General features: G+C 53.9%; 24 protein-coding genes and 2 pseudogenes. 2 read left to right on the top strand and 24 right to left on the bottom strand.

Annotated elements, in window-relative coordinates; all coding sequences use genetic code 11:
- From ACYZTW_RS19785 to ACYZTW_RS19685, 21 genes and pseudogenes are all read right to left on the bottom strand, one after another.
- On the bottom strand, positions 1-387 hold the full coding sequence (locus ACYZTW_RS19785; protein ID WP_462005802.1) for an integrating conjugative element protein: 387 nt from the start codon (positions 385-387) through the stop codon (positions 1-3).
- Between the two features lie 35 nt (positions 388-422).
- A complete protein-coding gene (locus tag ACYZTW_RS19780; RefSeq protein ID WP_462001418.1) occupies positions 423-998 on the bottom strand; it encodes a lysozyme family protein in 576 nt (191 codons plus the stop codon).
- Positions 983-1708, bottom strand: coding sequence for a TIGR03759 family integrating conjugative element protein (locus ACYZTW_RS19775; protein WP_462001417.1), 726 nt, complete (start codon positions 1706-1708; stop codon positions 983-985). Before ACYZTW_RS19775 ends, ACYZTW_RS19780 begins: the two co-directional genes overlap by 16 nt.
- Positions 1709-1716: 8 nt before the next feature.
- Positions 1717-2361, bottom strand: coding sequence for a hypothetical protein (locus tag ACYZTW_RS19770; RefSeq protein WP_462001416.1), 645 nt, complete (start codon positions 2359-2361; stop codon positions 1717-1719).
- The gene (gene pilL2 / locus ACYZTW_RS19765; protein WP_462005801.1) at positions 2358-2831 is read right to left on the bottom strand and encodes a PFGI-1 class ICE element type IV pilus protein PilL2; all 474 of its coding nucleotides are present in this window, start codon (positions 2829-2831) and stop codon (positions 2358-2360) included. Before pilL2 ends, ACYZTW_RS19770 begins: the two co-directional genes overlap by 4 nt.
- A 243-nt stretch (positions 2832-3074) precedes the next feature.
- Positions 3075-3377, bottom strand: coding sequence for a hypothetical protein (locus ACYZTW_RS19760; RefSeq protein WP_462001415.1), 303 nt, complete (start codon positions 3375-3377; stop codon positions 3075-3077).
- Between the two features lie 153 nt (positions 3378-3530).
- Entirely contained in the window at positions 3531-3983 is a 453-nt protein-coding gene (locus ACYZTW_RS19755) for an STY4534 family ICE replication protein (protein ID WP_462001414.1), read from the bottom strand.
- A 133-nt stretch (positions 3984-4116) separates the two neighbouring features.
- Positions 4117-4527, bottom strand: a complete 411-nt coding sequence (locus tag ACYZTW_RS19750) for a hypothetical protein (RefSeq protein WP_462001413.1) — start codon at positions 4525-4527, stop codon at positions 4117-4119.
- Between the two features lie 796 nt (positions 4528-5323).
- A pseudogene (locus tag ACYZTW_RS19745) lies at positions 5324-5998 on the bottom strand (DNA cytosine methyltransferase); the annotation flags it as partial.
- Between the two features lie 458 nt (positions 5999-6456).
- Positions 6457-8472: a DNA topoisomerase III gene (locus ACYZTW_RS19740; RefSeq protein ID WP_462001412.1), complete on the bottom strand. Its 2016-nt coding sequence runs from the start codon at positions 8470-8472 to the stop codon at positions 6457-6459.
- Between the two features lie 281 nt (positions 8473-8753).
- Positions 8754-9149, bottom strand: coding sequence for a single-stranded DNA-binding protein (locus ACYZTW_RS19735; protein ID WP_140895067.1), 396 nt, complete (start codon positions 9147-9149; stop codon positions 8754-8756).
- The gene (locus tag ACYZTW_RS19730) at positions 9146-9661 is read right to left on the bottom strand and encodes a DUF3158 family protein (protein ID WP_462001411.1); all 516 of its coding nucleotides are present in this window, start codon (positions 9659-9661) and stop codon (positions 9146-9148) included. Before ACYZTW_RS19730 ends, ACYZTW_RS19735 begins: the two co-directional genes overlap by 4 nt.
- Positions 9658-10461: a PFL_4669 family integrating conjugative element protein gene (locus tag ACYZTW_RS19725; protein WP_462001410.1), complete on the bottom strand. Its 804-nt coding sequence runs from the start codon at positions 10459-10461 to the stop codon at positions 9658-9660. Before ACYZTW_RS19725 ends, ACYZTW_RS19730 begins: the two co-directional genes overlap by 4 nt.
- Before the next feature lie 154 nt (positions 10462-10615).
- Entirely contained in the window at positions 10616-11782 is a 1167-nt protein-coding gene (locus ACYZTW_RS19720; RefSeq protein ID WP_462005800.1) for an STY4528 family pathogenicity island replication protein, read from the bottom strand.
- Complete coding sequence (locus tag ACYZTW_RS19715) at positions 11766-12326, bottom strand: DUF2857 domain-containing protein (protein WP_462001409.1); 561 nt, start codon at positions 12324-12326, stop codon at positions 11766-11768. The genes ACYZTW_RS19720 and ACYZTW_RS19715 overlap by 17 nt, the downstream gene beginning before the upstream one ends.
- A pseudogene (locus ACYZTW_RS19710) lies at positions 12323-13893 on the bottom strand (ParB family protein). The gene ACYZTW_RS19715 and the pseudogene ACYZTW_RS19710 overlap by 4 nt, the downstream one beginning before the upstream one ends.
- Complete coding sequence (locus ACYZTW_RS19705; protein WP_462001408.1) at positions 13890-14756, bottom strand: ParA family protein; 867 nt, start codon at positions 14754-14756, stop codon at positions 13890-13892. The pseudogene ACYZTW_RS19710 and the gene ACYZTW_RS19705 overlap by 4 nt, the downstream one beginning before the upstream one ends.
- A 10-nt stretch (positions 14757-14766) precedes the next feature.
- Entirely contained in the window at positions 14767-14985 is a 219-nt protein-coding gene (locus ACYZTW_RS19700; protein WP_140895085.1) for an AlpA family transcriptional regulator, read from the bottom strand.
- A 109-nt stretch (positions 14986-15094) separates the two neighbouring features.
- The gene (locus ACYZTW_RS19695; RefSeq protein ID WP_462001407.1) at positions 15095-15799 is read right to left on the bottom strand and encodes a hypothetical protein; all 705 of its coding nucleotides are present in this window, start codon (positions 15797-15799) and stop codon (positions 15095-15097) included.
- Between the two features lie 254 nt (positions 15800-16053).
- Positions 16054-16944: a LysR family transcriptional regulator gene (locus ACYZTW_RS19690; protein ID WP_462001406.1), complete on the bottom strand. Its 891-nt coding sequence runs from the start codon at positions 16942-16944 to the stop codon at positions 16054-16056.
- A 78-nt stretch (positions 16945-17022) separates the two neighbouring features.
- Positions 17023-17286, bottom strand: coding sequence for a hypothetical protein (locus ACYZTW_RS19685; RefSeq protein WP_462001405.1), 264 nt, complete (start codon positions 17284-17286; stop codon positions 17023-17025).
- A 396-nt stretch (positions 17287-17682) separates the two neighbouring features.
- Between ACYZTW_RS19685 and ACYZTW_RS19680 the strand changes: the two genes are divergently transcribed.
- Complete coding sequence (locus ACYZTW_RS19680) at positions 17683-18486, top strand: helix-turn-helix domain-containing protein (RefSeq protein ID WP_140895075.1); 804 nt, start codon at positions 17683-17685, stop codon at positions 18484-18486.
- 365 nt (positions 18487-18851) lie between these two features.
- On the opposite strand, the gene ACYZTW_RS19675 is transcribed toward ACYZTW_RS19680, so the two are convergent.
- Positions 18852-20039, bottom strand: a complete 1188-nt coding sequence (locus ACYZTW_RS19675; RefSeq protein ID WP_462001404.1) for a hypothetical protein — start codon at positions 20037-20039, stop codon at positions 18852-18854.
- A gap of 300 nt (positions 20040-20339) precedes the next feature.
- Between ACYZTW_RS19675 and ACYZTW_RS19670 the strand changes: the two genes are divergently transcribed.
- Entirely contained in the window at positions 20340-21371 is a 1032-nt protein-coding gene (locus ACYZTW_RS19670; RefSeq protein WP_140894597.1) for an IS110 family RNA-guided transposase, read from the top strand.
- A 698-nt stretch (positions 21372-22069) separates the two neighbouring features.
- Here ACYZTW_RS19670 and ACYZTW_RS19665 read toward each other — a convergent pair.
- Positions 22070-22738 carry a gamma-glutamylcyclotransferase gene (locus ACYZTW_RS19665; RefSeq protein WP_462001403.1) on the bottom strand — a complete coding sequence of 223 codons (669 nt, stop codon included), beginning with the start codon at positions 22736-22738 and terminating at the stop codon, positions 22070-22072.
- A gap of 513 nt (positions 22739-23251) precedes the next feature.
- Positions 23252-23953, bottom strand: coding sequence for a glutathione S-transferase family protein (locus ACYZTW_RS19660; RefSeq protein WP_111448925.1), 702 nt, complete (start codon positions 23951-23953; stop codon positions 23252-23254).
- Positions 23954-24753: the final 800 nt, after the last annotated feature.

The raw sequence follows: 24753 nt of genomic DNA, 5'->3' as shown, positions 1-24753 counted from the left end.
TTACTGCTCAAGGCTGCTGGCAGTGATCAGCACGGGGTAATGCTTCAGGTTGAGCCGCTGCGCCAGATCATCAGCGGAGACCGGCGTGAGCGTCAGTCCTGTCGCAACCTGTCGGAGGTTATCAAGCGCAACTTTGGATTCGACATTGACGACCAGACCGACAGCATTGAGCTTAATCAGCGCGGCTAAACGCTGCTTGAGCCAAGTCCGTGAGCGAGCGTCATCCCCGATTAAAAAAAACGCGGGTAGTCCCGTGGCACTCAGGATGCGACGTTCGACAGCACCTGGGGTCAACAATGTTGAACGTACGGGTAGCATGTCCTCTTCGCTGTAGCGCAAATCCGCAACCATTGGTGTTCTGCTTTGCGCAAAGGACGGTGTGCTCAATGCACAGACAACCAGCAAACATGTAGGCCAGATTTTCAAGGTCGATTACTCCCTGTAGTTACAATCCGTTTCATGTGGTGGCTGACGCTCATTCGGTAACGAGCCGCCAAAGGACCACCCGCAGGCCGGTGGAAGCGTCCCACCGCGTCTAACCAGCTCCCATCAGTGCGGTAGTGTTCGCGCAACAGAGTCGCTGCGATAGCCAGATTTTTATGTGGGCTCAGGACTTCACACGGGAATCGGTAGAAGCGCTTCTGGTAACCCAGATTGATTTGCGTCAGGCCTGCATCGATCCGCGTTGCCGGATGACGTTTCATGGCTTGGAGAAGGCCAAGACAGGCTTCACGATGGGTGGAGTAGTAATGCGCTGCGCCGGCAACGTTCAGTGTCCATGGCCAAGGCCGTCGCTGTCTGCGCAACGTAAGCCCGCTTTCTTGCAACGCCACGGCAAACAGAACGTTCGACGGGATCCCCGCCTGAAGCGCAGCAATGCTATAGGCCGGTGGCGGTACCTGCGCTGCTTGAGCAATGGCACAGGGAATCGGATCTAGAAGGGCGCCGCAGCTGACGAGGCGAAATAGCACTCTCCTTGATTCTACTGTCGTAACCATTTTCCGTTTACCTCACGCATTACAGCCGGTAGTACTCCCTGAGCGCCGATAGACATCCAGCGCCCGTTGTCGTGATTTAGGGTGATGGTTCCGTCGCGAATCTTGGTGGGGGTGATTCCGTTTTTTTGTGCCCAGTCGCGGAGACGCTTGTCGTCCTGCCGGCTTCCTATGACGTAGAGGTCGAACGATGTGCCAGCGGTGCTCAACTGTTTGACTTTTTGCTCGCAGCTGGGGCAATCGTATTGGACGAAGACCGCAGCTCTCTCCGCGGCTTTGATCACGAGTGGACTACTCATCGGGGGCAGGTTGATGAGTGCCATTCCTGGGTAACGCATTTTCCAGGCCTGGTCGTAAGCGCGCTGATAGGCCAATAGTTTTTCTACCCGGGCCGCTTCCGCTTCCACTTGCAGTCCTGCAAAGCGCTGACGTTCAGCTTCAGACTGGGCTTCAATGCCCAACGCGCTCAAAGGGTCAAGGTTGGGGGAGTAGGTACCGAGCGGTCCTTGCATCAGCGCTCTGTAACGCTTGAGTTCATTCTCTTGCAGACCCCATTCACGAGCCAATCGTGCTTCATCGTTGGGCAGATCTGCAGCAGGTCTACTTTGGCTGATTGTTTCGATCGAAATGCTTGAACTTGGTCCATCAACCAGCGCTTGTGCATCAGTCATCAGCGCCAAGACCATCGTGGGCATGAGTACGAGTCGGGACATGCTGCCTCCTAACGAATGCTCAAACGACGTGTCTCGCCGTTGACGATGAAGACCGCGCTTTGGTCGTCAAACCCATCAAGCTTCCAGCCGTCGTGTGTTTCGCCGATACGCATGACGCGGCTTTGCTCCAGTGACAGGGCACCGAGCGGGGCAATGGACAGAAAACGTTCCCCGCCACGCAGTTCGCGGCCGATGATCTGAAAGGTGGGCGGGGTAGGTTGCTCAACTTTGCGGGCTTTTTGCCTGGGTTTACTGGGAATCGGTGTGGCGACGGGTTGCTGAAGCTTGGTTTCAATCGCCTGGACCTGTTGCTGGAGTGCCCGTAGATCCGCACTGGTCGCGGTTGCACCAAGGGTTTTGCGTATGTCGTTCACGCTCAGGTAGAAGGCATCATCTAACTCGTTGAACTCCGTCTGTGTGACCATTTTTGGGGTTTGCTCAATACTGAGATCGGGTTGCTCCAGAACAACCATTCGATCCTCCAGAAGCTGAAATGTTGTTGATTGCTCACGTGCTTTGGTTTTGTTCTCCTGATCCGATAACCACAGTTGATGGAAAACTAATCCATGACAGGTCAGTGACAACCATGCAGGTATTGCCCAGCGAGCAAGGAATGCGCGAATTTTTGAGGCCGAAGTGGTGGCATAAATCATGGGTGCGCCTCCGTAGTCGCATCGGTGGATGCTGAAGTCTTCGTGGGCGAATGTTTGTCTGCCGGGACGAAACAGATTTGGCGAAGCCGCTCATTCGTCTCTAGTGCCCATGCCGGTCCCGCAAGAGTTTGCAGAGCATCGCGCAGTACTATCGGACCCAGACTCATATGCGCTGCCGGTAGGGGGAGTTTGAACAGCACCTCGATTTGGGGAGTGCTGGCGCAGAGCCGATATCCTGACCGCAGTAAGACGTAGCGCAGCGCATCACCTACGCTGACGGACCAGGCCGAGGGAAGGTCTATATCGACAACCTGGAGCAGCAGGTTTCGCTGTGCGCTATCCGGAGCCAGCTCGACGAGGGTGTAACGACCATAGCGTTGGACAGGAATGTGCTTCTCTACCGGCTGAGAGGTAGTTGGGGCTAGAGGCTGGGTCGGCTGGACTGATGAGTTGTTGCACGCTGAGAGCATCAAGCTGCTCAACAAAACTGTGGGTATGAGGTGAGTGTTGAGAGAAGGCATGCATGGAGTTCCAGGAAGAGGGACTGGAAACATCGCAGGCTGCAGGGCTGCTGGCAGTTACCAATCAGGAACGCTCAGTGCTCACATTCAATTGGGTAAAAGAAAACGGCCTCAGAAGAGGCCGTTTAAAAGAAGTTATTAGGGTGATGACGTGGTCGAGGTAACAGTGTTTCCTTCCATTACTCGAGTGGATCAGTACTCTTCAGGCAATAGCAGTGTGGTAGCGCTTCGGTCTGCTTCAGTGATGATCCAGAGTTTGAATTCTGGCTCAATCAGATAGGAAGACAACAGTCGGGCGCCAGAGATCAAAGCATCTGCGTTGGCCTTGAGATCATCCTCACAGAGATCTCCCCAGTCGCCACTGAGATGGCGACCGAAGTAATGAAACGGGTTTATTTTCTGGGATCGAACTAGAGCATCAACTCCGGGGGTAAACACTAAGGCCCCGCAGGTGAACAGTGGCTTAAATGAAGAGCCGGCTTTGAGGATTATCATGGTCGGTTTCCTATTCAAAATGGGCCATGACGCCCTCTCGGGAGTCATGACTCCCGAGGGTGTGTTCGAAGGTTTAAAACCTTCTGATGGGTGCAGCAAAAACGAGAAATAGGTGCCTTAACAGGACGTCATATCAGCGTGTCTTGATCGATCTCAGCCCACTGGAGATGGCTCAGGTGGCCTGTCAGTGCCGCCGTTTTCTTGGCCTGACGGCTTGCCGTTGTGTACGAGATCACCATCGATCTTGATCCAGCTCACTACAAGCAATCGGGCCTTGAGGCTGACCCCTTGTTGACCAACACGTGCACCTTTGGAGTATGTGAAGGTGTCTGACCAGAGGTCACCGAGGCGAAATCCGATTAGAACCTTGCGTTGAGCTTCTACTGCCTGAACGCATCGACGAACCAGTTGCTGAGCTTCAGTGCCCGATACACGGACATCGAAACGGCGATATTCCGGTGAGTTGGTAGGACCATTGAGCGCCGCAATATCGCAGGCCAAGAACGTTTCACCTTTCTTGGGCTTCACCTCGCGAATGCGATTGAGGTAGCCGAGTCCGGTGATATGAAGATCGAAGTAAGAACTATCAGAGTGCGTGGTGCTCATGACGTGCCTCCAGGCTAGAGAAAGCAAGGTGAGGGCACGTCGCCCATAGGGCAGATTTGCCCCCTATGGGTGAGTGGATCGCAAGATCCGATAGGCAATGTTGGTGCTGATTCAGAGACCTGAGTTTGAGCCGTTACCAGCCGTGATGGTGCATAACCAACGATGCAATGACATCACGTCGTTCTGGGTCGAGAACGACCAAATCAGCGAAGCCCCTAATGCCGACTTGTTTAAGTAGAGCGCTACCTTCATCGGCGTCATAGAAACTGACCAGCGCAGCCAGGAATACCCGTTCGTTATCGCTCAGAATACTGATGGCGCTGTTGATTGTGCGCAGATTAGGACGCAGGTCCCATCTGCAGGTGGCTCTGTTCAAGCCTGTTTGAGTCCCGTCGCCAAAGAAAGTGGGCCCCGCTATTGCGACTCCTTGCTTCCATGCATACAAAAAAGCAGCGGCAGTGCCTTCGAAACTGGCCGGTACTTCTTCGTGATGCTTACGCGACGGTGAAAGAGGAGGAAGCTGAGAAATGGTGCAGGTAGTCATTAGGATGTGTCCCTGAGTATCTGGAATATGCGCTTGAGTCCAAATGAGGTAAGCGCGTTGAATGTCAGGCATCGACGCCTTTAGGGCGTACGTCCGCAGGAGCGATGCGTAGCGGACTGGCGTGGTCGACGTGATCCTCCACGTCGCAGCCCTGAAGACCTCGGCTGCCTGGGCAGGCACTGATTGGGATCAGTGATGCGTGTCCAAAGATTGTTCCTCGTGCCCAAGGCTGTCAGCGATGAATACCGTTGAGTTCGCTACCGGATTGCGACAGCGCGAAAAGGAGCCGTTTACCGATCCACGTTAGGCAAGGAACGGCGATGCTGTTACCAATGGCTTTGTAACGCGGACCATCGGCGGCCATCAGCATCCAGCCATTTTCGGCGGCCTCCCACGCATCGACCGGACGACAGCGGCTGATGCGTCTTACGGTGTAAAAACGTCGTGGAATTCGGGTGTAGTCATGGGGTAAGCCCTGTAGGCGTTCGTATTCTTTCGGAAGCAGGCGCCTGACCTGATGAGAAAGCCAAGGAACGATGGGATGGCCTCGTCCCGTACCATCTTCGCTGGCGTCGAAACCCTCTGCTCTCAAACAATGCGTTATGTCCCCCGTGGCACACACAACGATGGCGGCTTCATGATTGCAGGTCAGTGTGGGGCAGCACTCCAGCGAGGTTTCCGCGCCAGCTTGGCCGTGCGCCATACCGTACGAGTTTGCAAAGACTCGTAACCGGTCTACGCAGCGACAGCCCTCAACGCTTGCTCCAACGCCTGCGGAAGCGATCGGCGTCGGCGTTCGGTCCGGCGCAGTATCCCGGCGCAAGCCTTCTGACTCAAAAAGTACCGCGGCGGGATCGAATCCTGTTCGAGCACTTGCGACAAGGAACACACGACGGCGTCGTTGGGCCACGCCGAAATATTGGGCATCCAGGACCCTCCAAGCGATTGTTCTTTGGGGGCCAAACACAATACCTGCGTCCGACCACGTCTTCCTTGGCGGCTGAAGTTCGTCTTCCTCCCCCGCAAGCGCTGCCAGAAAGCAACCAAAGGCATTGCGTTTGTCACTGAGCACACCTGGGACGTTTTCCCAGACGATGATGGATTCTGCTTCATTTCGACAAGTTCTGACTTGGTCGATGGCATTGGCTAACTCCACGTATCTGAGGCACAGGACGCCGCGCGGATCCTCAAGACCTGCACGGAATCCAGCAATGCTAAAGGCTTGGCAAGGTGTGCCACCTACAAGGATCGGTGGCGCGGCTATGACCTCGGTACTTACTTGATCAGCCAATTGAGTCATGTCGCCGTAGTTGGGAATGTCGGGGCAATGATGTGCCAGAACGGCACAAGGAAAGGGCTCGATCTCGGAAAACCATGCAGGGGTTAATCCAAGCGGTTGCCAAGCAACACTGACGGCCTCAATGCCACTGCAGACACTGGCGTACTGTAGGTGGGTTATAGGTTGATTCATCGGGTAAGTCCTTCGCTGTTGCGCCTCAACCTCCACGACAGAGCAGTGCCTGGAGAGGCGCGTTAAGGGGAAGAGATCGAGGTGCCGAAGGCATGGCCTTCGGCTAAAACAGAGAAGCCACCAGTGGGCTGCGTCGGATCGTCGTCATTGCCAGTCGCCGTGACAGCGTTTACACCCGACCCGTGTCGTGGCGAGGGCCGGAATCGTAAGGCACACATCCGCGTACAAAAGGAACCCGTTGTTACACCGGCGGGCGCCGGCACTGATTACGGTTCACCCCAAAGGGTCTCCTGAGCGCTTCGTTCAAAGCGCTCAGGAGACCCTTCAGAACGAACCTGTGGGGATTTGGTACCGCTGCAAAGGCAGTGGTGAGAGGAGCGCCTTCTCGTCTCCGATCAGTCGATCAGGTTGGACACGCACGCTGTTTCAGAAGGTAAGGCGTGCTTGGGCAATACCGCTCAATCCCTCTTGGAAGGGGAGCGGCGTGGCTTTCGGGAGCCCGTGACGATGCCTGCCTTGGCTACGACCGGCAAAGTGCCTTTGCACTCGGGGTATCGGGTGCATGACCAGAAGGGGCCATTTTTACCTTGTCGTTGACGCATTGTTGCGCCACATAACGGGCAGGAGGGGCCGTCTGGGATGCGCATGGATAGAGTGGTTGTACGGTAATGCTCAACAAGCTGGGTGATCCAAGTCGCCTGCTTGTTGATGAAGTCGTCCAATGTCATTTGCCCCGTCTCGATCATGTCCAGTGCCTGTTCCCAGATGGCAGTGGTTCCAGGATCGGCAATAGCGGCGGGGACTGTATCGATCAACGTAAAGGCTGCTTCAGAAGCCCGGACAGATCGACCCTTCTTGAACAAATAACCTCTTTTCAACAGACCATTGATGATGTTGGCCCGTGTAGCTTCTGTGCCAATACCCGTAGTTTCTTTGAGCTTCTGCTTCAGCCGCGGATCGTTGATGAGTTTGGCCACACCCTTCATGGCTTTGATCAGTTCGCCTTGGGTGAACGCTTTAGGTGGCAGCGTTTTCAGTGCTCTCAGTTCAACTTGCTGAACACTGCAACAGGTGTCCTGTGCGAGGGCTGGCAAGACTTGGCATCGCGGCCCAGATTCCTCATCGTTCACGTCAGCGGTATTGCCCATCATGCGGCGCCAGCCGTGAACGACAATCTGTTTACCTGTCGCTTGAAGCTGTTCGCGCCCACAGGTGAGTAACGCGCTGGTCCGATCGAACTCATGATGTGGGAGAAACTGTGCCAAATAGTGAGCTCGAATCAGTCCGTAAACTGCCCGTTCATTTTCATTGAGGGCGTCTAACCGAAACGGCTCCAGTGTCGGGATGATGCCGTGGTGGGCACTGACCTTGCTGTCATTCCAGGCGCGCGATCGCTGGTTCCAATCTGCGGCATTGAGCAACGGTTGTAGGCTTGGATCGCTGGCCAATAGCGAATTAAGGACCATCGTTACCTCAGCGTGCATGCTCTCTGGTAGATACCCGGAGTCAGAACGAGGGTAGGTCGTAGCCTTATGGGTTTCGTAAAGCGCCTGCGCGATGTCCAGGGTGTCTTGAACGTCAAGACCGAAACGGCGTGAGCAGACTTCTTGAAGAGTACTCAGGTCGAAGGGTAGGGGCGGTGCCTCCCGAACTCGTTCTGTATCGACGGAAATAACCTGAGCGTCTTGAGTTGCCTGGATTCGTTGTAACGCTAAATGCGCGACCGTGTGCTGTGTGCAGTGTCCTGCTTCATCCGTCGCGTTACTCGGGGGAACCCACTGCGCGTAGAACGTCTGGCCTTTCAACGACAACTCAACATCGACGACCCAGTAAGGCGCTGAAACGAACTGCCCAATATCGCGATCACGATCCACCACTAGACGTAATGTTGGTGTTTGGACCCGTCCCACAGACAGGACACCATCATGGCCCGCCTGACGGCCGAGTAACGTGAACAAGCGGCTCAGGTTCATTCCGATCAACCAATCTGCTCGCGAACGAGCGAGCGCTGAGTGATAGAGGAGAATGGTTTCGTTGCCAGATCTTAAAGAGACTAACGCTTTGCGAATTGAGGCGTCGTTGAGCGCCGACAGCCAGAGTCGTTGAACGGCTCCCTTATAACGGCAAAGTTCGAGGAGCTCGCGAGCAATCATTTCTCCTTCGCGATCAGCATCGGTGGCGATCACCAATTCTGTTGCCCGTGCCAATAGCTGTTTGACGACTTTGAATTGTGATGCAGTGTTTGCCTTAACCTCTATGCGCCAGGTGTCCGGGATGATGGGTAACTGATCCAGAGACCAGCGTTTCAGATGCTCGCCATAGGCCTCAGGCGGAGCCGCTTCAACCAGGTGGCCGATGCACCAGGTGACGGTAACGCCAACCCCGTTGAAACAACCGGCACCACGTTGGTTGGCGCCCAGAACTCGGGCAATGTCTTTTCCCTGAGAGGGTTTTTCACACAGAAAGAGTCGCATTTCATGACCTTTGGCTGGATCTGAGATGCGTCTGAAGATGAGCTAAATGTTGCCGCAACGACGAGCGTCAAAGCGATACCGTCTTTAGCTTATTGACCAGTCGTTGACGATGCAGGGATACGTTTGACGCACGGTCAGAGGAATACACTTCAGAAGATTCGTTTTTGATGCTGGCTTAGAGCTCGGTGGACGTCAGTGGCACTATCCCCTGGGGATGACTCCTCTGCATTGGCGCAATGCGAGCGGCGGACCGTTGCGGCAGCCGCTCGTTACCGTCATTCCTACTGTTCCCCATCATTATCCGGAGCAGAGTGTTTTCCACCCAGCAGCACGGAATCAATTCGGTACGGCAGTATTCCAACGCGGCGCGCTTCGATCTTGAATGTCACCCGGGCGTTCTCATCAGCATCTTCCCATTCATCCTTTACGGTTCGACCCTCTACCAATACACGCATGCCTTTTTGGTACAGGGTCTTCCAGCGTTCGGCATCGCGGTGCCAGAGCTCGACCGGTGCCCAATAGCCTCCGCGGTCCTCATATCCATCTTTCACTGGGACTGGATTGTCGAAGTAGATGTTTAGCCTCAGCAGACGACGAGGCTCATCGTTGCCATTGGGGAATTCACGATAATCGGGCGCAGACCCGATGTTGCCTTCACCAACAAAGTGGGTGCTCATAATGTGCTCTCTTGGTTATTGACGCGCCGATCGGCGCTACGTTGATGGATCGCTACCGCCCGGACCATCTTGCTGGCGCAGTCGATAGCCTGACGGGAAAGGGTATGGCTCAAGCTGATTTGCATGTTGAGTACGATTCGCTGCTGCTCCAGCGCGAGTAGGTCGTTGATCAGCACATCAGGCGTTGAGTCGTTGTCCATGCATTGCTCCCATAACGACACACCCATTGAAGTCCGGTCGAGGTTGCGCCAGCGCAGAAAGGTTGTTCCTGCGCCAGTGACCTGCTGGGCCAGTTGGACGGGGAGTAAGTTGAATGGGTAACCCCGGGCTTGGGTGAGAACTCGCTCCTCGGCCAAGGCGATCAAACCATCACGAAGCGCAGAGCATTGGTTGGCCCAGACTTCCAAACTCCCCTTACCTTTAAAAGGATTAAAAAGGCCTTTTAGGTAGGCGGCATGTGCCAGTTGCTGAAGATCGGCCTCATCCAATGGTGTGAAGTAGCGCTGCGTCATCGACGCTCCTCCTCTTCAGAAGGGGAGTACCCAGCGGCGGAGTCGTCAGCATTTTCGTCAGCCTTGTCAGAGCGTTCGCCATCTGGCTCATCAGCTGTGGTCTCCTCATGATCATGCCGTTCGGTGAGGTGCCTATGGCGCACCATAGGGGGCGCGAAGCGCGAGCGGCGTGTCCCCTCAAGTACGTCTTGGGGCAATTCGCCGAACTTTTCCCTGGCCATCCTTGCGGCCGCGTTGTTCGCCGCAAAATCCTCTCGCTGAACGCCTGTGAACTTGTATTGCTGGGCCAGGCTGAAAAGGCTGCGCAGAGCGTGCGCTCCTTCGTTGAGCCAACGCTCAAGCGTGCTTCGGTCGATCAGTGCGGTGTGATGAGCCAAGATGAGTCGACGTGCAAGGTCGTCGTAGTCGGCCAAGAGGTACACCGCCATGAAGCCGAGTTGGGCATTAACGAATAGCGGCAGATTGACCGGCTGGACATTCAGGTTTTCACCGAGGCTCAACGCAGCCGGAACCTCAGATAGCACCTGGTCGACCTGTTCACGCAATACTTTGAGGCTCTCCCTTGTTTCTTCCAATTTGTCTTCGATGCGCAGCATCCAAGCATCGGAGTAGGGATCATCTTGCTCAGCACCACGTTTCATTTTGTTCATGATCGAAACGAAGCCGTTTAGACCTATGATGGTCGCTCTTCCCTCAGAGGGCGCTCGGCCATGCCAGATGCGCGAGGCATGGTGCGTGTGCAGAGTCAATTGCATTGAGCTGCGCAATGCGCCTAGGTTGAGCTGTAGTTCATTTGCCATAGGGTTGCACTCATAGGCAGTGGAATGAGTGGCCAGCTTTGAGGCAGTGAGGAAGGCTGTCAGCGAACAAAGCGCAGGGAGCGTGTGCCTGATTTCATCGCGATGCTCGATCGGTGGCGCTATCCCCAGGGGATAGGCGATGACGTTTGAGGGCTCAGCGTAGGTTCAAAAGACCTTTCAATGCCGCGATGCTGGCCTGGGCGATTGCGGGATCACGTTCTGTCTTTTCTTCACGTTTTACCTCTTGGTGGACTGAGGCCGCGTCGGATGTCTTGGGCTTTGAAGCCCATGCGGTAAATTGCCCGTGCAGGGCTTTCTGGATGATTCCAAACAGGTAACCGGCGGGATTGCGAACTGGGGTATCACGACACCGTGTAGCCCACTCATCGAGTACGGCTTGGCGTAACTCGGTGTTCAACTGCAGCAAGGCTACTTTGGCTGCTGTTTGCTGAGTCGCTTTGAGCGTGGCGAAGCGAGAAGGAAATGTCAGGTCGGACGCCTCGGGCACGCGCGGTTCAGTACGTATTTCTTTTAATGCTTTTGTACTTAAAGTACTCGCAGCCTTCGGTTTCCGAAGACCGCCGCAGTGTGTGGCTTTGGGGCTCGCTTCGGAATCCGAAGATGGGGTCTCTTCATTCCGAAGAGTGGCGTACGGCGGTAGTTCGGATTTGCGGATCGCTTCAGCACCGGAAGATTGATGACCGTACAGGCGGTGGATCAAGATATCGAGGTGGCTGGGCGGTATCTGGTGCCTGAGGTGAGAGTCCAGACGGATCTCCTCGATGACCGCTATACCGACTCGCTGAATACCTTTGTTTGCATGATCTAGCCCCTCACTAACCAGCCCCAAATACTCAGGGTCCAATTGCATGGCTTCGAAGGGGCTTAATGGATTGTCGTGCAGAACGTAAAGGTTGCCCAGCACGCGTCCGGTTCTGGTGTCGCGTCGGCGGCGCACCAGACTGAGCCAGCGGGTCAAGCGAAGCATCGTCAGGGTCTTGGCCACCGTTTCGTGGGAGGCCAGCGCGCCGCATGGAACTGAAGAAAGATAGCGGCGCAGTTGGTCGTAGGTGGGGAAGGCGGTGATGCCATCATCATTCAGTAACAGGCGGAAAACCTGCCAGGCATTGCGCTCTAAAGGGGTCAGTCGGGTGTCCAACAAGAGCGCTCTGGGCACGGTTTCGTGGCGATTGCCGCTGAAGAGAAAACCATCTCCACAGGGTGGATTGCTCTTAGGTTGCAGTTGCTCTAGCGCATTATTCAGCAGAGAGGACAGGGAGGCAGGGCCTGTGCGCTTCACGGCCCTAGACCAACCCCTGATCAATCCAGTTGTGCAACGCAGCCCAGATTACCGAAACCGGAAAGGTAAGCTCTTGCGCCAGGTCGAGTGTGAGCGACAACATGGCCATATCGTCATCTACCGCAATACCACGTGCTTTGAATTCTGGGTGCCAGCGTTGCCATAACAACGTGTCTTGCTCTTCGCTCAACACCGGATGGCGACCTTTGCGCTTGGGCAATCCAAGGATGTCCCTGCGCAATGCGACTTCTTGATGGGTGAGGCCATAGAACTTGCTCACCATCTCGGTGCTTGCACCTAGGCGCAGCATTCGGTCTATCGTGGCGATCTCCTTTTCAACATCGTCGATCTGGTGCAGAAGACGCTGTAGAACCTCGCGATTGATGTTGACCGTACACCAAGGCACACGAGCATTGAGCAGCACACTAATCAGTGCAGGCTCTTTGAGGGCTGCAAGATCTTCATCAGCGAAACCCATGGTCTTGCATCGACGCAATTGGCCGTTTCGCAAGTCGTGGAGGGCTTGTGCAATGACGGCTTGGTTCAGCGGGTGTGGAGCAATCATGTGGCCCCTCCTATGGTCACGGGCTGGATATCTGATTTGAGATCGATCAAGCGGCGAGCCAAACGAATCAATCGAAACAACTTGATGAGATTGGCATCGCTCATCCTTGCACAGGAGCCCTGACCCTCTGTGGCGCCCAGCAGTAAAGTGCCAATCGCCACAGATGTTAAGGTCGTGGATGCACCCGATGCGGTCAGGGTATTTAACAAGGCAATTAATGGAGCAGGGCTTTGCGACGAATTGGGTGCAGAGGTAGCACAGCGGAACCCAATGCCTTCATCGACAACAGTGATGCAATCAGCCTGTTCTGCATCCTGAGCGATTTCTCGAGCAAACTGGCTGATGTGAACACGCAAGCGTTCTGGCGCATCTAACCCTGGTTCGATCTTCCATATGTCCGAGATGGGGAAGAGGCTGCCTTGTTCTGAAGGAAGAACGTCCGACGGTATGTCAGGCATGTCCCCAGTGTGCTCCGCTACCATCTGTTGGATTGACTGTAAGCGGTTGGTGATAGATGACGAAATTTCTTCGTCGTTCTCGACTCCCGTGGAGACTTGCTCAGCTTTTTTTGCCGCTGTGTCGGCGGCAGTGTTTTGCAGGTCTGACACTTGTTTGAGAGAGGCGGGTTGGGCGATTGATCTGTCCAATTTTGGGGGGGGTTTAGGCTCATCTCCTAACGCTCTTTGACGCCGCTCCCCAACCTCTGACTCAAGAACCAGCGTGTCGTAGTCCACACCAAGCCATTGCGCCATCTGCCCGATCAGTTCGTCTTGCACATGAGGTAGAGAGAAGGCAGCAGTTTCCCCATCAAACATCACGAGCGCTTCATGGAACAGCACTGAGAAATCAATGCCCAAAGTTTTACCTTTGGAGTGTTCTTCCCATATCCGTTCACCGGCTCGACGCATCACCGCTAGGCGTTCAACCTGGTGTCGGCCCAAGCCGCCATACAAAACATTAGGAATCGCAGGCAGCAGGTACAGCACGGCATCTCTCATGCGGCTGATATGGGACTGCTGGACGGGGTACCCATCTGCGGTTAGACGCCGGGACAGTTCTGACTGGGAGAGTGAGGATCCGCATTCCTGTTCGTAGAGCTCTCGCGCTTTCTCGACACCTAATGCCCGCTCAATAAACGAGAGTGCCCCCCGCAATTCGTTCTCTGCCAGGTGGCCGGTCAACGCAACAATTTCGCCACGCTTGGGCCAGGGACGAAAGAGGCAACCAAAGCGATAGAACTTGTCCTCCTTGTCTCTGACCAAAGCTCGTGAAGAATCGATAACCGTGTGTTGCCACCGTTACGAATTCGGAAGTGAGGTTCTCCGGGACGCCTGGTGATGGATGGAGGGGCATCGAGTCCTCGTTGGCGTATGGACTCCTTGATCTCATCGTACCGAGGATTGCGTGTCACCCTCGGGTCGAGGTCGTAAGGCTTCAAACGGTCCAACGTCATGATCATCGGTGTATCGACGATTGGATCGCTCAGCGTCTCTGCGGCTGGCCCCGTTCGTTCAAAGCTCTCGGCCAGCAAATGATTGGCCATTGTTTCCAATCGTCCGTCAGTCATTGTGGCGACCTCTGACGAATACGGGTGCTGGATTGCATTGCTGAAAATAGATCCAACTGCACTCGCCATTGAGGAAAGAGTTCGCACGCCAACGCACGCATGCTTTCTAGTGCTGCAGGCGCCTGACGTCCGGTAGGCCGCCTGTATTCAACACGATGAACAGGAAGCAGCTTTGTTGCTGCCCGAGGGTAGGCTTCGATCGCTGGAATATCTGTGTCGAGGACCTGTACACCGACCTCTGCTTTGAAAACCAAGCGAAGTGTTTTTTTGATTAAAAATGCATTGTTTGAAACGGGTGGCACGCGGTTTATTAGAAGGTGTAGGCGAGGGGGCTCAATGCCTAGATGACGATAGGGCGTGAGATCTCGTAGCAACTTCAGTGTGCCCCGGTGTAGTTCGCGTGCAGCGAGGATTTCAGGCGTAACTGGAGACAACGCAAAATCAGAGGCCAGCATCGCCATTTCCAGGAGCACGCTTCGCGCTCCCTGTGTATCGATCAACAGGAGATCGTAGTGCGGTCGAAAGATAGGTAGCAGATTACGCAAGCGTAATCTGCCATCGGGAGCATGCAGCAGTAGTGTATTCAACTGACCTTGTTCGTCGTTCGATAGCACTATGTCGAGGTTGTGAATGGCCGTTCTACAGATCAGTTGGTCCAATCGCTGCTCGTTGAATGCAAGCAACTCATAAACGCCTGCGGGAGCCCGTTTTGCCAGTTCAAAATAGCTCGACAAAGTGGGTTGTACATCGAGGTCAATGAGCAAGACTCTTAAACCTGCGTCAGCGACCAACCCCCCAATATTGGCGGCTGTTGTGGTTTTTCCGACGCCGCCTTTAGTAGAAACAATCGATACAACCTGCATGGTTAGCTCCTTAGGTGCGGTCCTGTAAACGTTCTGCGATCCACTGATCAATTTCGGCGGCGTTCCAGCCCACGGCTCGGACTCCCAGTCGCACAGACCTCGGGAACCTTCCTTGGCTCATCAGGTTGTAAATGTGAGCGCGTTTGAAGCCGCTTTTCTGCTCGACCTCAGAAAGCCTCAAGATACGAAGCTCCCTAGGAGCAGTGGTTTCATTCTGCTGAGGCACGATGGACACTCCTTGACGCCCTGTAGCGTCTGGTGGGAAGTGCTGGCTATTGAATGCGGAGGAATGATCGAAAGCACTGCAGTTGCAGATATAGCGACTGCAATTGCAGGCGCTATGAGTGGTCGGAGAGTTGGCGTTTGGCTTCAGCGAACTTCGCCCACAACGTGCGCTCGGTGATTCCGGGGCGGCCGCTGTGGTGAGCAATCAGCGTGCTGATGACTGACTCAAGAGTCTTGAAGGTTGAGTAGCGCACACCACCTGGAGATTGGCCCAATAGCAGCGTCAGCAGGCCGCCGATGATATTTAGGTAGGTGGTCTCGGCTCTGGCGGGAAGTTGAGTTCCACTTTCAATAGGTTTGGGTTGCGGCGTCTGTGTCCGTGCGCTCAATTGAGATTTGAGAGTTTTGATCTGTAATAGCAACGCTTGAACGGACCCGAGATCAACGGATGAATGCAGCTGTTGCTCCATTTCGTCGAACAAGAAACTAGGCTTTTGATCGGGGTAGGTCTTCGCCATCCAGCGCTTGAGGTCCACGTGTCGGATAGTGAGCTGTGGAGTATTAAGCAGTGACGGGTCATTGGAGGTTACCCCCGCATTGCCGAACGGGAGTTCGCCGTTACGCATAGCGTCGTATAGACGCTCGATGTTCAGTCCCAGAATGGGCCAGAGTGGAACAGCTTCCGCGGTTGTGGGAGCAGTTAGTGCTGTCACTGTGAGTACGCTTGTTTCTTCTTCAAATAGGTTACTCCAGCGGATCGCAGCTTCGATGGGGCTGTAGAAAATTTTGGTGCCGAACTGTTCGTGTTTCCGATTCATTTGTCGTTCCATGGATGGCGATGTCCATCTATAGAAACGTCGGCGTGACCCAGAGGAAAGACGAAATACGTCTTGGCTGATACTCATTTATCAATTGTGGCGGTCCAGACTTTGTGGGTTTCAGGTCTTTTATGAACCGATGCTTATGGCATGGCTATCCTTCCTTTTGAACGAGCCAAATTGGGGGAGTGCTTATGCGTTGCAGGTCTGATGCAGGACCTATTCAGTCCTGCTTTCGAGGTGTCTCCAGCGGTTTAAATGAACGAATTCATTTCGGTAACCCGGGTAATAAATCGTTCCAGTTGCTCACTGGGATCATTTGACGACCGGAGCAGGTAACTGGTCAGCATGGGTGGATCACCTGCGATAGGACGCGTCACGATTTCGGTGCTTCGACACAGAGCCATATGTGATTCACAGGTGAGCCCGAGACCATAGCCGGCAGCGACCAAGCTCAGCATTACTTCCTGGCTGGAGACCTGCTCGGCCACTCTTACAGGTGACGCTATCTTGCGCAGGAGGACGTCAATTTGTTGATGAAGACCGGCATGCGTTTGAGGATGGAACAGCACCAACGGATAGTTCACCACCTGGTCCAACGGTATATGTTTGAGGGCGAGGAGTGGATGGCGAGCCGGCAAGGCGATGGTCAAGGGTGTTTGCCATACCGGTTGAGCGGTTAAGCCTTCACCCACGTCCTTAGATCGGGCGAAACCTACATCAAACAGGTCCTCGCGGAGCCCTTTCAATTGCTGGTACAGCGAAACCTCGAAGAAGCGTAACTCCACCTCCGGGTCCTCCTCTCGACACCGTGCCAAAATCGCCGTCAAACGTTGTGGCAGGACACCATCGGACAGGGCGATCCGAATCGATCCCCGGTATCCGGATGCCGCTGCCTGAACATTGGAGCGCGCTTGTTCAATTGCCTGAAAGATTCGGTGGACAGCTTCAGCGAAAACCTGCCCTGGCCAGGTCAACCGTGTGCCGCGAGAGGTTCGGTCAAAAAGCTGTGCGCCTATGTCTGATTCCAGCTCTTTGATTGTTCTGGAAAGCGGGGATTGTTCAATGTGCAATCGCTCCGCAGCGCGTGCGAAGTGAAGCTCTTCTGCAACCGCGAGAAAGCCGCGCAAATGGCGAAGTTCCAAAATGTCTCCTTAGCTATCACCCTCCAATAAAAAAATAGGGTGATAGCGTGTTTTATGAGTTATCTGCCAAGGCGTGACTTATTTTTGAGCGTATTGGGAATGAAACTGCTCGAGAAGCTCTAGACCTTCTTGTAATGGCATGTAAGCTGAAGATGCTAGGCGATAGAAATCAGCTTCTCTTATACTCTCCAGCGAAATGGAAGTTAGAACTTCTAATAAGCCAGTACCTGTTCCAATCCTAAATAGTGCATTTTCTAAAAGCTGCGACGCTTCAACGCCGGTATCTATCAGCATAACTGAGGTGGAAGTGGCGTTTGTTTTGAGTGGGCGATAACGGTCCATGTTTAGCTCCTGAGATTGCTCTCTGAGTAGGCGATTTGATTGCGGCGGAGCGGGGCTCCTGTGTTTCATTGAACAAGTTTTATTGGATAGGGCATTATTTCGAAATTGATCCTGTAAGAGTCGCATGTTCGGTCAGCAGCAACGAATTCAATCAGATGATACTTTTGTCATAGTGCTTCCTAGCAGATCGTGGATTTCGACTTGAAGCATGTAGTATTTTTTACTATCAGTTGTGGTCTCGAGGCGTCAGGAATGAGCGAAGTTTAGAGGTTGCTTTTCCTCCGGTAATATTTAGTCATTATCCGGTCGTGTGCAATTGCGCGAGTTATTCGATATTGGAGCGAGTTGCTGCTAATTTTGCGCCAACCAGCACCTTCGCAATAAGTACTAATTGATATGCGTGAGTTTTTACCTGCTAATTTGCAACACCTTTGCAACCACTATCGATCCATTGCTGAGGTCTGTCGGAAATTGGCCATCAGTCGTGGTCAGTTCAACAAATATCTAAATGGGCGTAGCCTGCCCTGTGCCTTCAATCTCAAACGCATCTGTGATTTTTTTGGGGTGGAGGAATATGAGATTGGCCTGCCGACAGAGCAGTTCCTCAAACTAATTGGGACCCAATCAAATCGGTCTGTGAAGCTGACGCCATCACAGCGATCGATCGATCATCTACAACAGCAATCGTCGCCACAGATGCGCGCATTACTGGGCTACTACTACGAGTATTCCTACGCGATGACAGAGCGGGGATTCATCGTGTGCTCGCTTGTACACGTGAGGGAGAGCGATGGTTGCTTCATCTATGAGCGTAATGAGCGTTCGCAAAGCAATATTCCCGGCGTGGACGATGCTGAGCGCTCTAGGTACAAAGGTAGTGCCTACTATCTGCAGGATAGGCTTTTCTTCATCGACTACGAGTCGCTGACGTCTAATGAAATAAGTCAAACCATTCTGATCCCAAGCTTTAAGAGTCGAATTACACGCCTCAATGGATTGAAGATGGGTGTTTCGGCATGTGATCACCGCAAACCAGTTTGTTCCAGGGTGGTGTGGCATTTTTTAGGCTTAGACATAGATCGTCAGAGTGCCTTTCTCAGGGTTGGTCTACACCGGGCGGATGACGAGCAAATAGACAGCGACCTGAAGGGACGGTTGGTGCAGGCGCGGGTAGTAGATGGGCTGTTCCAACTTGTGTAGATCCGCGTCATCAGCTGGATACGGGAAGAAAGGGATTTGCCGCAGTCGCATAAGGGCATCATCGCCCCCACTTCCAGGTATCTGGAGATGCTTTCAAGCGTCTTATGATAATTCGTGTCGGTGCCGCGGAGCGCATTTGTGCCACTACTCATAGGAAGAGAGAGGTTGTCCAGACTGCAGACATTTTTGAATTTCGGACGAGCTCATACTGACTATCTGGAGCAGGGCCAGATATCGACTTCATCGAAACTAGGAGCTTGGCTTAATCGCCAGCGTTTTGAGGTGCTATTCCTACGATAGAGATTCATCAAGCACTACTGGCACCCTGAGCTTCGTTCGGTTTATTGGTAGGCATGGTTCGGCATTCACTCTGACCACCAGTCCTTTTCTGCGCGGGACAATCCATAGCCGTTTGACCAGCCTTCAAGTTCGAAGGTGAGCGAAGTGACAGATGAAGTGGTGGGGTGCAGTGGGTCGAGTAGGTTTGCTTGCGATGTAGCCCAGGCCGCCCACAACGCAGTTTGTTGTAGGGCTTGCTCTGAGGTATCGACATTGGCATCGCAGGTTGCCTGGATGAATGCTCTCAAGCGCTGAGACTGCTCCCAACGCTTTGTATTTTCCACGAGTCTGTGACGCAGGCGTCTATGAGTTTCTTCATGCTTGACGCGTTCAAGTCGTATCTCTGCTTCAGCTACACGTTCCCGGTGGGCTTCTTCATTACTCAAACGAAGCGCCTTTACAGATTGTGCAATCGTTCTGAAGCCGTTAAGGATGGTCGTAAGCGTCTGCTCGATTTTCCTGGTCTTGGAATCCGTCCAGTTTTTCCGTTTTCCATATTCAGCACGTGCTTCAATCTGTAGGCTCAATTCACCGGTAGAAGACCATTCAAATTGGGGCGAGCGCTGTAAAGAAAAACTGGGTTCCCACCGAGCGTTTCGTTTTGGCGGGGAGGGGGGCGGCGGTGGCGGGATGAGTTTTTTATTCAAGCGCTCCACAAGTTTGATTCCAAGATGCTCGCCGTCGACCTCTACCAACGTTTTGTCGTTCGTGACCTTCCACTGGAAGCCAAGCACTTCGCTCTCTTTTATCAGGGTGTCAAAGATCAGTGCGCAGCGATCAATAAGTCCGACAGAGATTTTGGCATCGAGAACATGTTTGCCTGTGGTGGCGAGATAGCCTTCATGGAGCGTGGCTGCGCTAACGCATTTCAACCACCTACTCACCAGTTGATGAGTAGCTAGTAGGGTGTGAGGTACTTCGATTGCTGCACGGGCTGCTTTCGGTTGAACAGGCACAGCGATGAGTGAAAGCGTACTTCGATCCAATACCGTGAAGCTGATGGGGTGTTCGTCGGTGGGAGGTTCTGGCTTGCCAGGACGCTTCGGCACTGGTTTTGCCCAATGTCCTCGGGAGGGCAGGGACAGGCCGGCTTTTCGACATGCTTTGGAAAGGGCAACGTCTGATATACCGATTTCTTGAGCCAGTTTCAGTACAGGTGTTTCCCAAACTTTATCGAACAGTTCCTTGGGGGTGAAAGTCACGATCTTGTACATAGACTCATCCGGAATTTGACGTTCCGGTATCAGCGTAGATTTTCTTTCGTCAATCTCAAGTTGAAGCCTACAGGGGCTCCTTTCGAAATTCTGTAGGGAGATGTCACTCGGGAGCCATCAGCAACGATAACGGCGCCAGCGGCCAGACTGATGTCACTGATAGCCATGGTTGCCCATTCTTGGTAGACGCGAGAGACCGATAACGACCCAAAGCAATGGGATGGACTCCTCCTCACTTCGGCATCTTGAGTGCCAGACTGAAAGTGCGAACCACAGTCAACGGTGAGAAGGAGTCCACACATGAAGCTTATGCGCATTGGGGTCGACCTGGCCAAGAACGTATTTCAGATCCATGGCGTGGATTGTCATGAGAAGCCGGTCTGGCGGCAGCGGCTACCACGTGATCGCTGGCTTCAAACGGTGCTGGAAAAGGTCGAACCTGGTTGTGAGATCGGCATGGAGAGTTGCGGAGGGGCCCATCATTGGGCGCGGCAACTCGAAGCTCGAGGATTTCGAGTCAAGCTGATCGCCCCCCAGTTCGTTAAACCTTATGTCAAAAGCAACAAGAACGACGCGAACGATGCCGAGGCGATCTGCGAAGCGATGAGCCGTCCCAGCATGCGCTTCGTCGCCATCAAGACGATCGAACAACAGGATATCCAGGCGACGCATCGCATCCGGGCCGGCTTAATCGAACAGCGGACGGCCAAAGCCAATCAGATCCGTGGGCTGGTCGCCGAGTACGGTCTCGTTGCACCGAAGGAATTGCTGATGCTGCGTCGTGCAATACCGTGCTGGCTAGAGGATGCGGATAACGGTTTGACGGCACGCTTTCGTCGTCTACTGGATGGTTTGTGGGACGACCTTCGTGCGCTGGATGGGCGTGTATGCAAGCTCGACGGCGAGATCACTGCGATCGCGACAAACGAGCCGTCCGCCGTTCGCCTTCAACAGCTGCGCGGTGTCGGTCCAATGATCGCCACAGCGCTCGTCGTCGCTCTCGGTGATGCCCGTCAGTTTGCCAATGGCCGACAGTTTGCCGCCTCGCTGGGACTGACACCGAGGCAACACAGTTCTGGTGGTAAGGATCGACTGCTCGGTATCAGCAAGCGCGGTGATACGTATCTGCGAACATTGATGGTGCATGGCGCACGCTCGGCGCTACGCACAGCCAAATCCAAAGAGGATCGGCTCAGCCAGTGGGCCGTTCGTTTAGCCGAGCGATCGCATCCCAATGTGGCCGCTATTGCGCTGGCCAACAAAACTGCACGCATGGCTTGGGCGATGCTGCGTCACGGCACTGATTACCAACCGAATCAGGCAGCGGCCTGATCTATTTACCCGACGTGTTCTACGAGAGAAACAACTCTTAACCACGATTGCGAAGCAACCTGAACGATGGCAAACCGGTCGAACCGGCGTCGGCAAAACCCTCGAATGTCCAAGTGCGAAAAGCACGAAAAAGCGATCGGGAGCCGGCGCGCGAATAGCCCATCATGGCCCTGCATCGAAACGATGCCGTATTTAGAGGCCGAATATACGTGTGCAGTCGGCACGGGCGCCAAAGCAACGGGGCTTGCAATGAGGGGGAGTCCATATACGGACGTCTGACTTGTGCCTCCTGGGCAAGGAATGCCTTGAGCACTGATGGCGATAGAGTGATGGCGTCAACGGCGTTTAACGCCCCCTGGATAGTTAGTGCCCCCAGATATGGAACCACAGTCCAGTCAAGGGGGGCGCAGGCATGAGCAAACGTTACCCGGCTGTGAGCCGTTTTTGCGGCGCCCAAAAGCGAGATCAATGGGGTAGCGACCACTTGAACCATAGTGACGCCGGTGGCGAGAACAAATAGAGCCCCTAGAACTGCGACGATCAAGCCGGCGTGCGTCGCCGGTATAAAGAGCAGGCAAATCGTTCAGCGGGTGGAAAAGGAATCACAGTTTGCGACTAGCTATCGCCTGGATCAACGAGCAAGAATCTCTTAGTCGTGACGTAAGATTATTTCGCTGGCAGGTATCTGCCACTGTCACTTACATTACCAGTTCATATGATTGCCTCCCAAGTTCTGTAAATAATACATCGACATATTCATCCACAATTCCGTTCTCACTCAGCGCGTGATGGAGCTTTTGGACATAATCGGCATTGCTTCCCAATGGTCCCTCTGCACTGGCAATGCAGCCGGCGATGGCTTCTACTGTCGCGTCTGCCTCAAAAAACGGGTGGGTGGGCTCCGCTATAAAGACGAGAGCCGTGGCTTCAGAACCATCCTTTAGATAGATCGTGGTCCAAATCGGCCTATATACTCCAGTGGCCATCTCGCGAACCCACAATAGAATTAGTTCCTCTTCCGCTACCTTTTCGGTCAGCCGGAAGGCGATTCCATCAGTACGGCCGCCGGATTTCAAAGCTAGCATTCGACCAGGTTTATCCAGAGTTGCGCGGTTCGCGAGCAATCGTAAACAAAAGCTGCGATGCCAACCAAGTAGCTTGGCAGCCTGCTGTTCTGCGAAGTTCAGCAAGGGATTCCAGATCAGCGATCCATAACCAAAAACCCAGAAGTCACCTCGGTCGGGGCGCTCCTTCATTGTTTCGCGCATTGATTTTTCGATGCGGTCGAGCGACCACAGAACGTTTTCAGGCAACTCTTTGAAGTTATCCAGGTAGGCCCCAGACGTGAGTAGGTTCTTCGTTAACATTTTTAACAGCCTCCGTTTACGTTCTGCTACTCGATGGTGAGAGCTAGAAGCTCCTAGCCCCTCCGGTCTAAGCGACCTGAATAACTAAAGTGCGATTAACTTTCTGAGCACTAAGTTTTCCTTAGCAAGAAGGAAAACTCTTCCTAGTCTTGGCTCAAGAAGCCGAGGTGCTCACTTCTCAATCTGATGTTGCCGATCCCATTCAGTCGTGCGGCGAATGGTTGTCGCGCGACGATGCGGATACTTATCGTTAACTGCCGACGTTGGGAGCCATTTGAGCGCGCGGTAGATTTCGATTAATGAGTCGAACAGCGAAAGATCAGACGGGCTTCTTGCAAGGAGCTGCGCACCTGTGACGGCTGCGAAAACCGTCGTAAACATCCGTCGGTGGTTAATGCAGTGCATCATTTACAACGCAGTGGAGCCCATGCTCAGAGATGTCAAAGCTCCCTACGGTCACCGAGAAAGCCAGGGGGGCGATCTCGGTGCGCCGGAGTTTCCATTGAGAAGCTGTTACTGGGCTGGCGAATCCAGCTCAGGAATGCCGCTGTTGCGATCGGCGTAGGCCGCTTGGAAGCTTGGACGTTTTGTCCAGCGCTGCCAGTACGCATCTAAGAACTCAAAACGCTCGTCCAGTGGAGTGGCATTGACCGGGAATTTCGAGAAGGCGATCGCGGTTGCCAGGGTAATGTCCGAGAAGGTCGGGGCATCACCGCCGAGCAGCCATTCGCGGCCGTCTGACAGATGACGATTGACCAGTGCGGCGTGAGCCAACGCTTCCTTACGGCAGTGTTCGCCCCAAGCCTCATTCTTGGTCAGTTCTAGCTTGAAGCCGAGGCCGGTGTGCAACACGTGGAACGCTGTAACGATGCGGTACAGGATGTGCACCCACACCCGGTTATCCCACATGTTATCCAGACCCTGTTCCAGTGCGGTCTCTCCCATGATCTTGCGACCGGGATACTCTTGGTCAAGATAACGAACGATGGCAGCCGTTTCGGAAATGTAGCTACCGTCAGCCAGTTGAAGAGTGGGAGTTTCGCCCCACGGGTTCATATTCAAATGACGCCAGCCACGCTGTTCGCCTACAGGGGACATGTCATAGATGGTCTCGGCAAATTGGTCAGCGATGCCCTTTTCGTGCATGAACAGACGCAGACGCTGTGGGTTCGGAAAGGCCGAAGGCGAAGTGAAAAGCTGAAGTTTAGTAGTCATGGTCGATCCTACAGATTGGTGGTTGGGCTGCCTAACTAACGTTAGGTAGACAAACCTTAGCGAGTGATTCGACGCGCGTCAACACCTATCTAACATTTGTTAGGTAAAAGTTTTTTGCTGGGGTTTTTCTGGCTGTATTGGTTCGATTGAGGTGAATCGCTCGCTTCAGCCGGGAAAGGGCGCGCAACCTAACATCAGTCGCAAGGCTCACTCGCTTTATCCAGCTACTGCGGGCTGGAAACTCCCCCTGAATGATGGAACACCTACGTCTGCACTACTTCGCACGCGTCGAGCGCTAAAGCCCGTGAGCAACGGGCAGCGAAAGCTTCGAAAAGCGGCGGCTGATCAAGGTGCAGAACTGTCTGTGGCACGTCCTCAACGTCTGAGAGTTAATAACAGGCGTTAGACGTGATTATGGGAGGAAAGGGGAATGGATACGACGGACATCCACAACGCATCGGCGTCCAGGTGATCTCAAACGGCATACATGTCTGAACAAAGCTGTGTCGGGTGGATCGTCTTCCAGTTTGGCTTAATAAGCTCGAGGTCAGGTGATACACAAGCGTTGTCCTTTAAGGCCCACACTGAGTCCCAGCATAGATGGCCTAGATATTGGACTCACCGTTACAAGATCTGGAAAAAAGAAATGCATTCTTGAGTGGAAAACCAATTGATGGTTTTTTTGGGATAGGTCGACATATATCACACTGTTTACGCAGCACCCATTCCCGCCTGCGCCGTCGCATAGCGAAATGCACATACGCTACCGAGCGCCGCTTCGCATTGGACGCGCATGCGGC

The sequence above is a fragment of the Pseudomonas sp. LB3P25 genome, from assembly GCF_054897985.1.
This window is presented reverse-complemented; position numbering and strand designations above follow the sequence as displayed.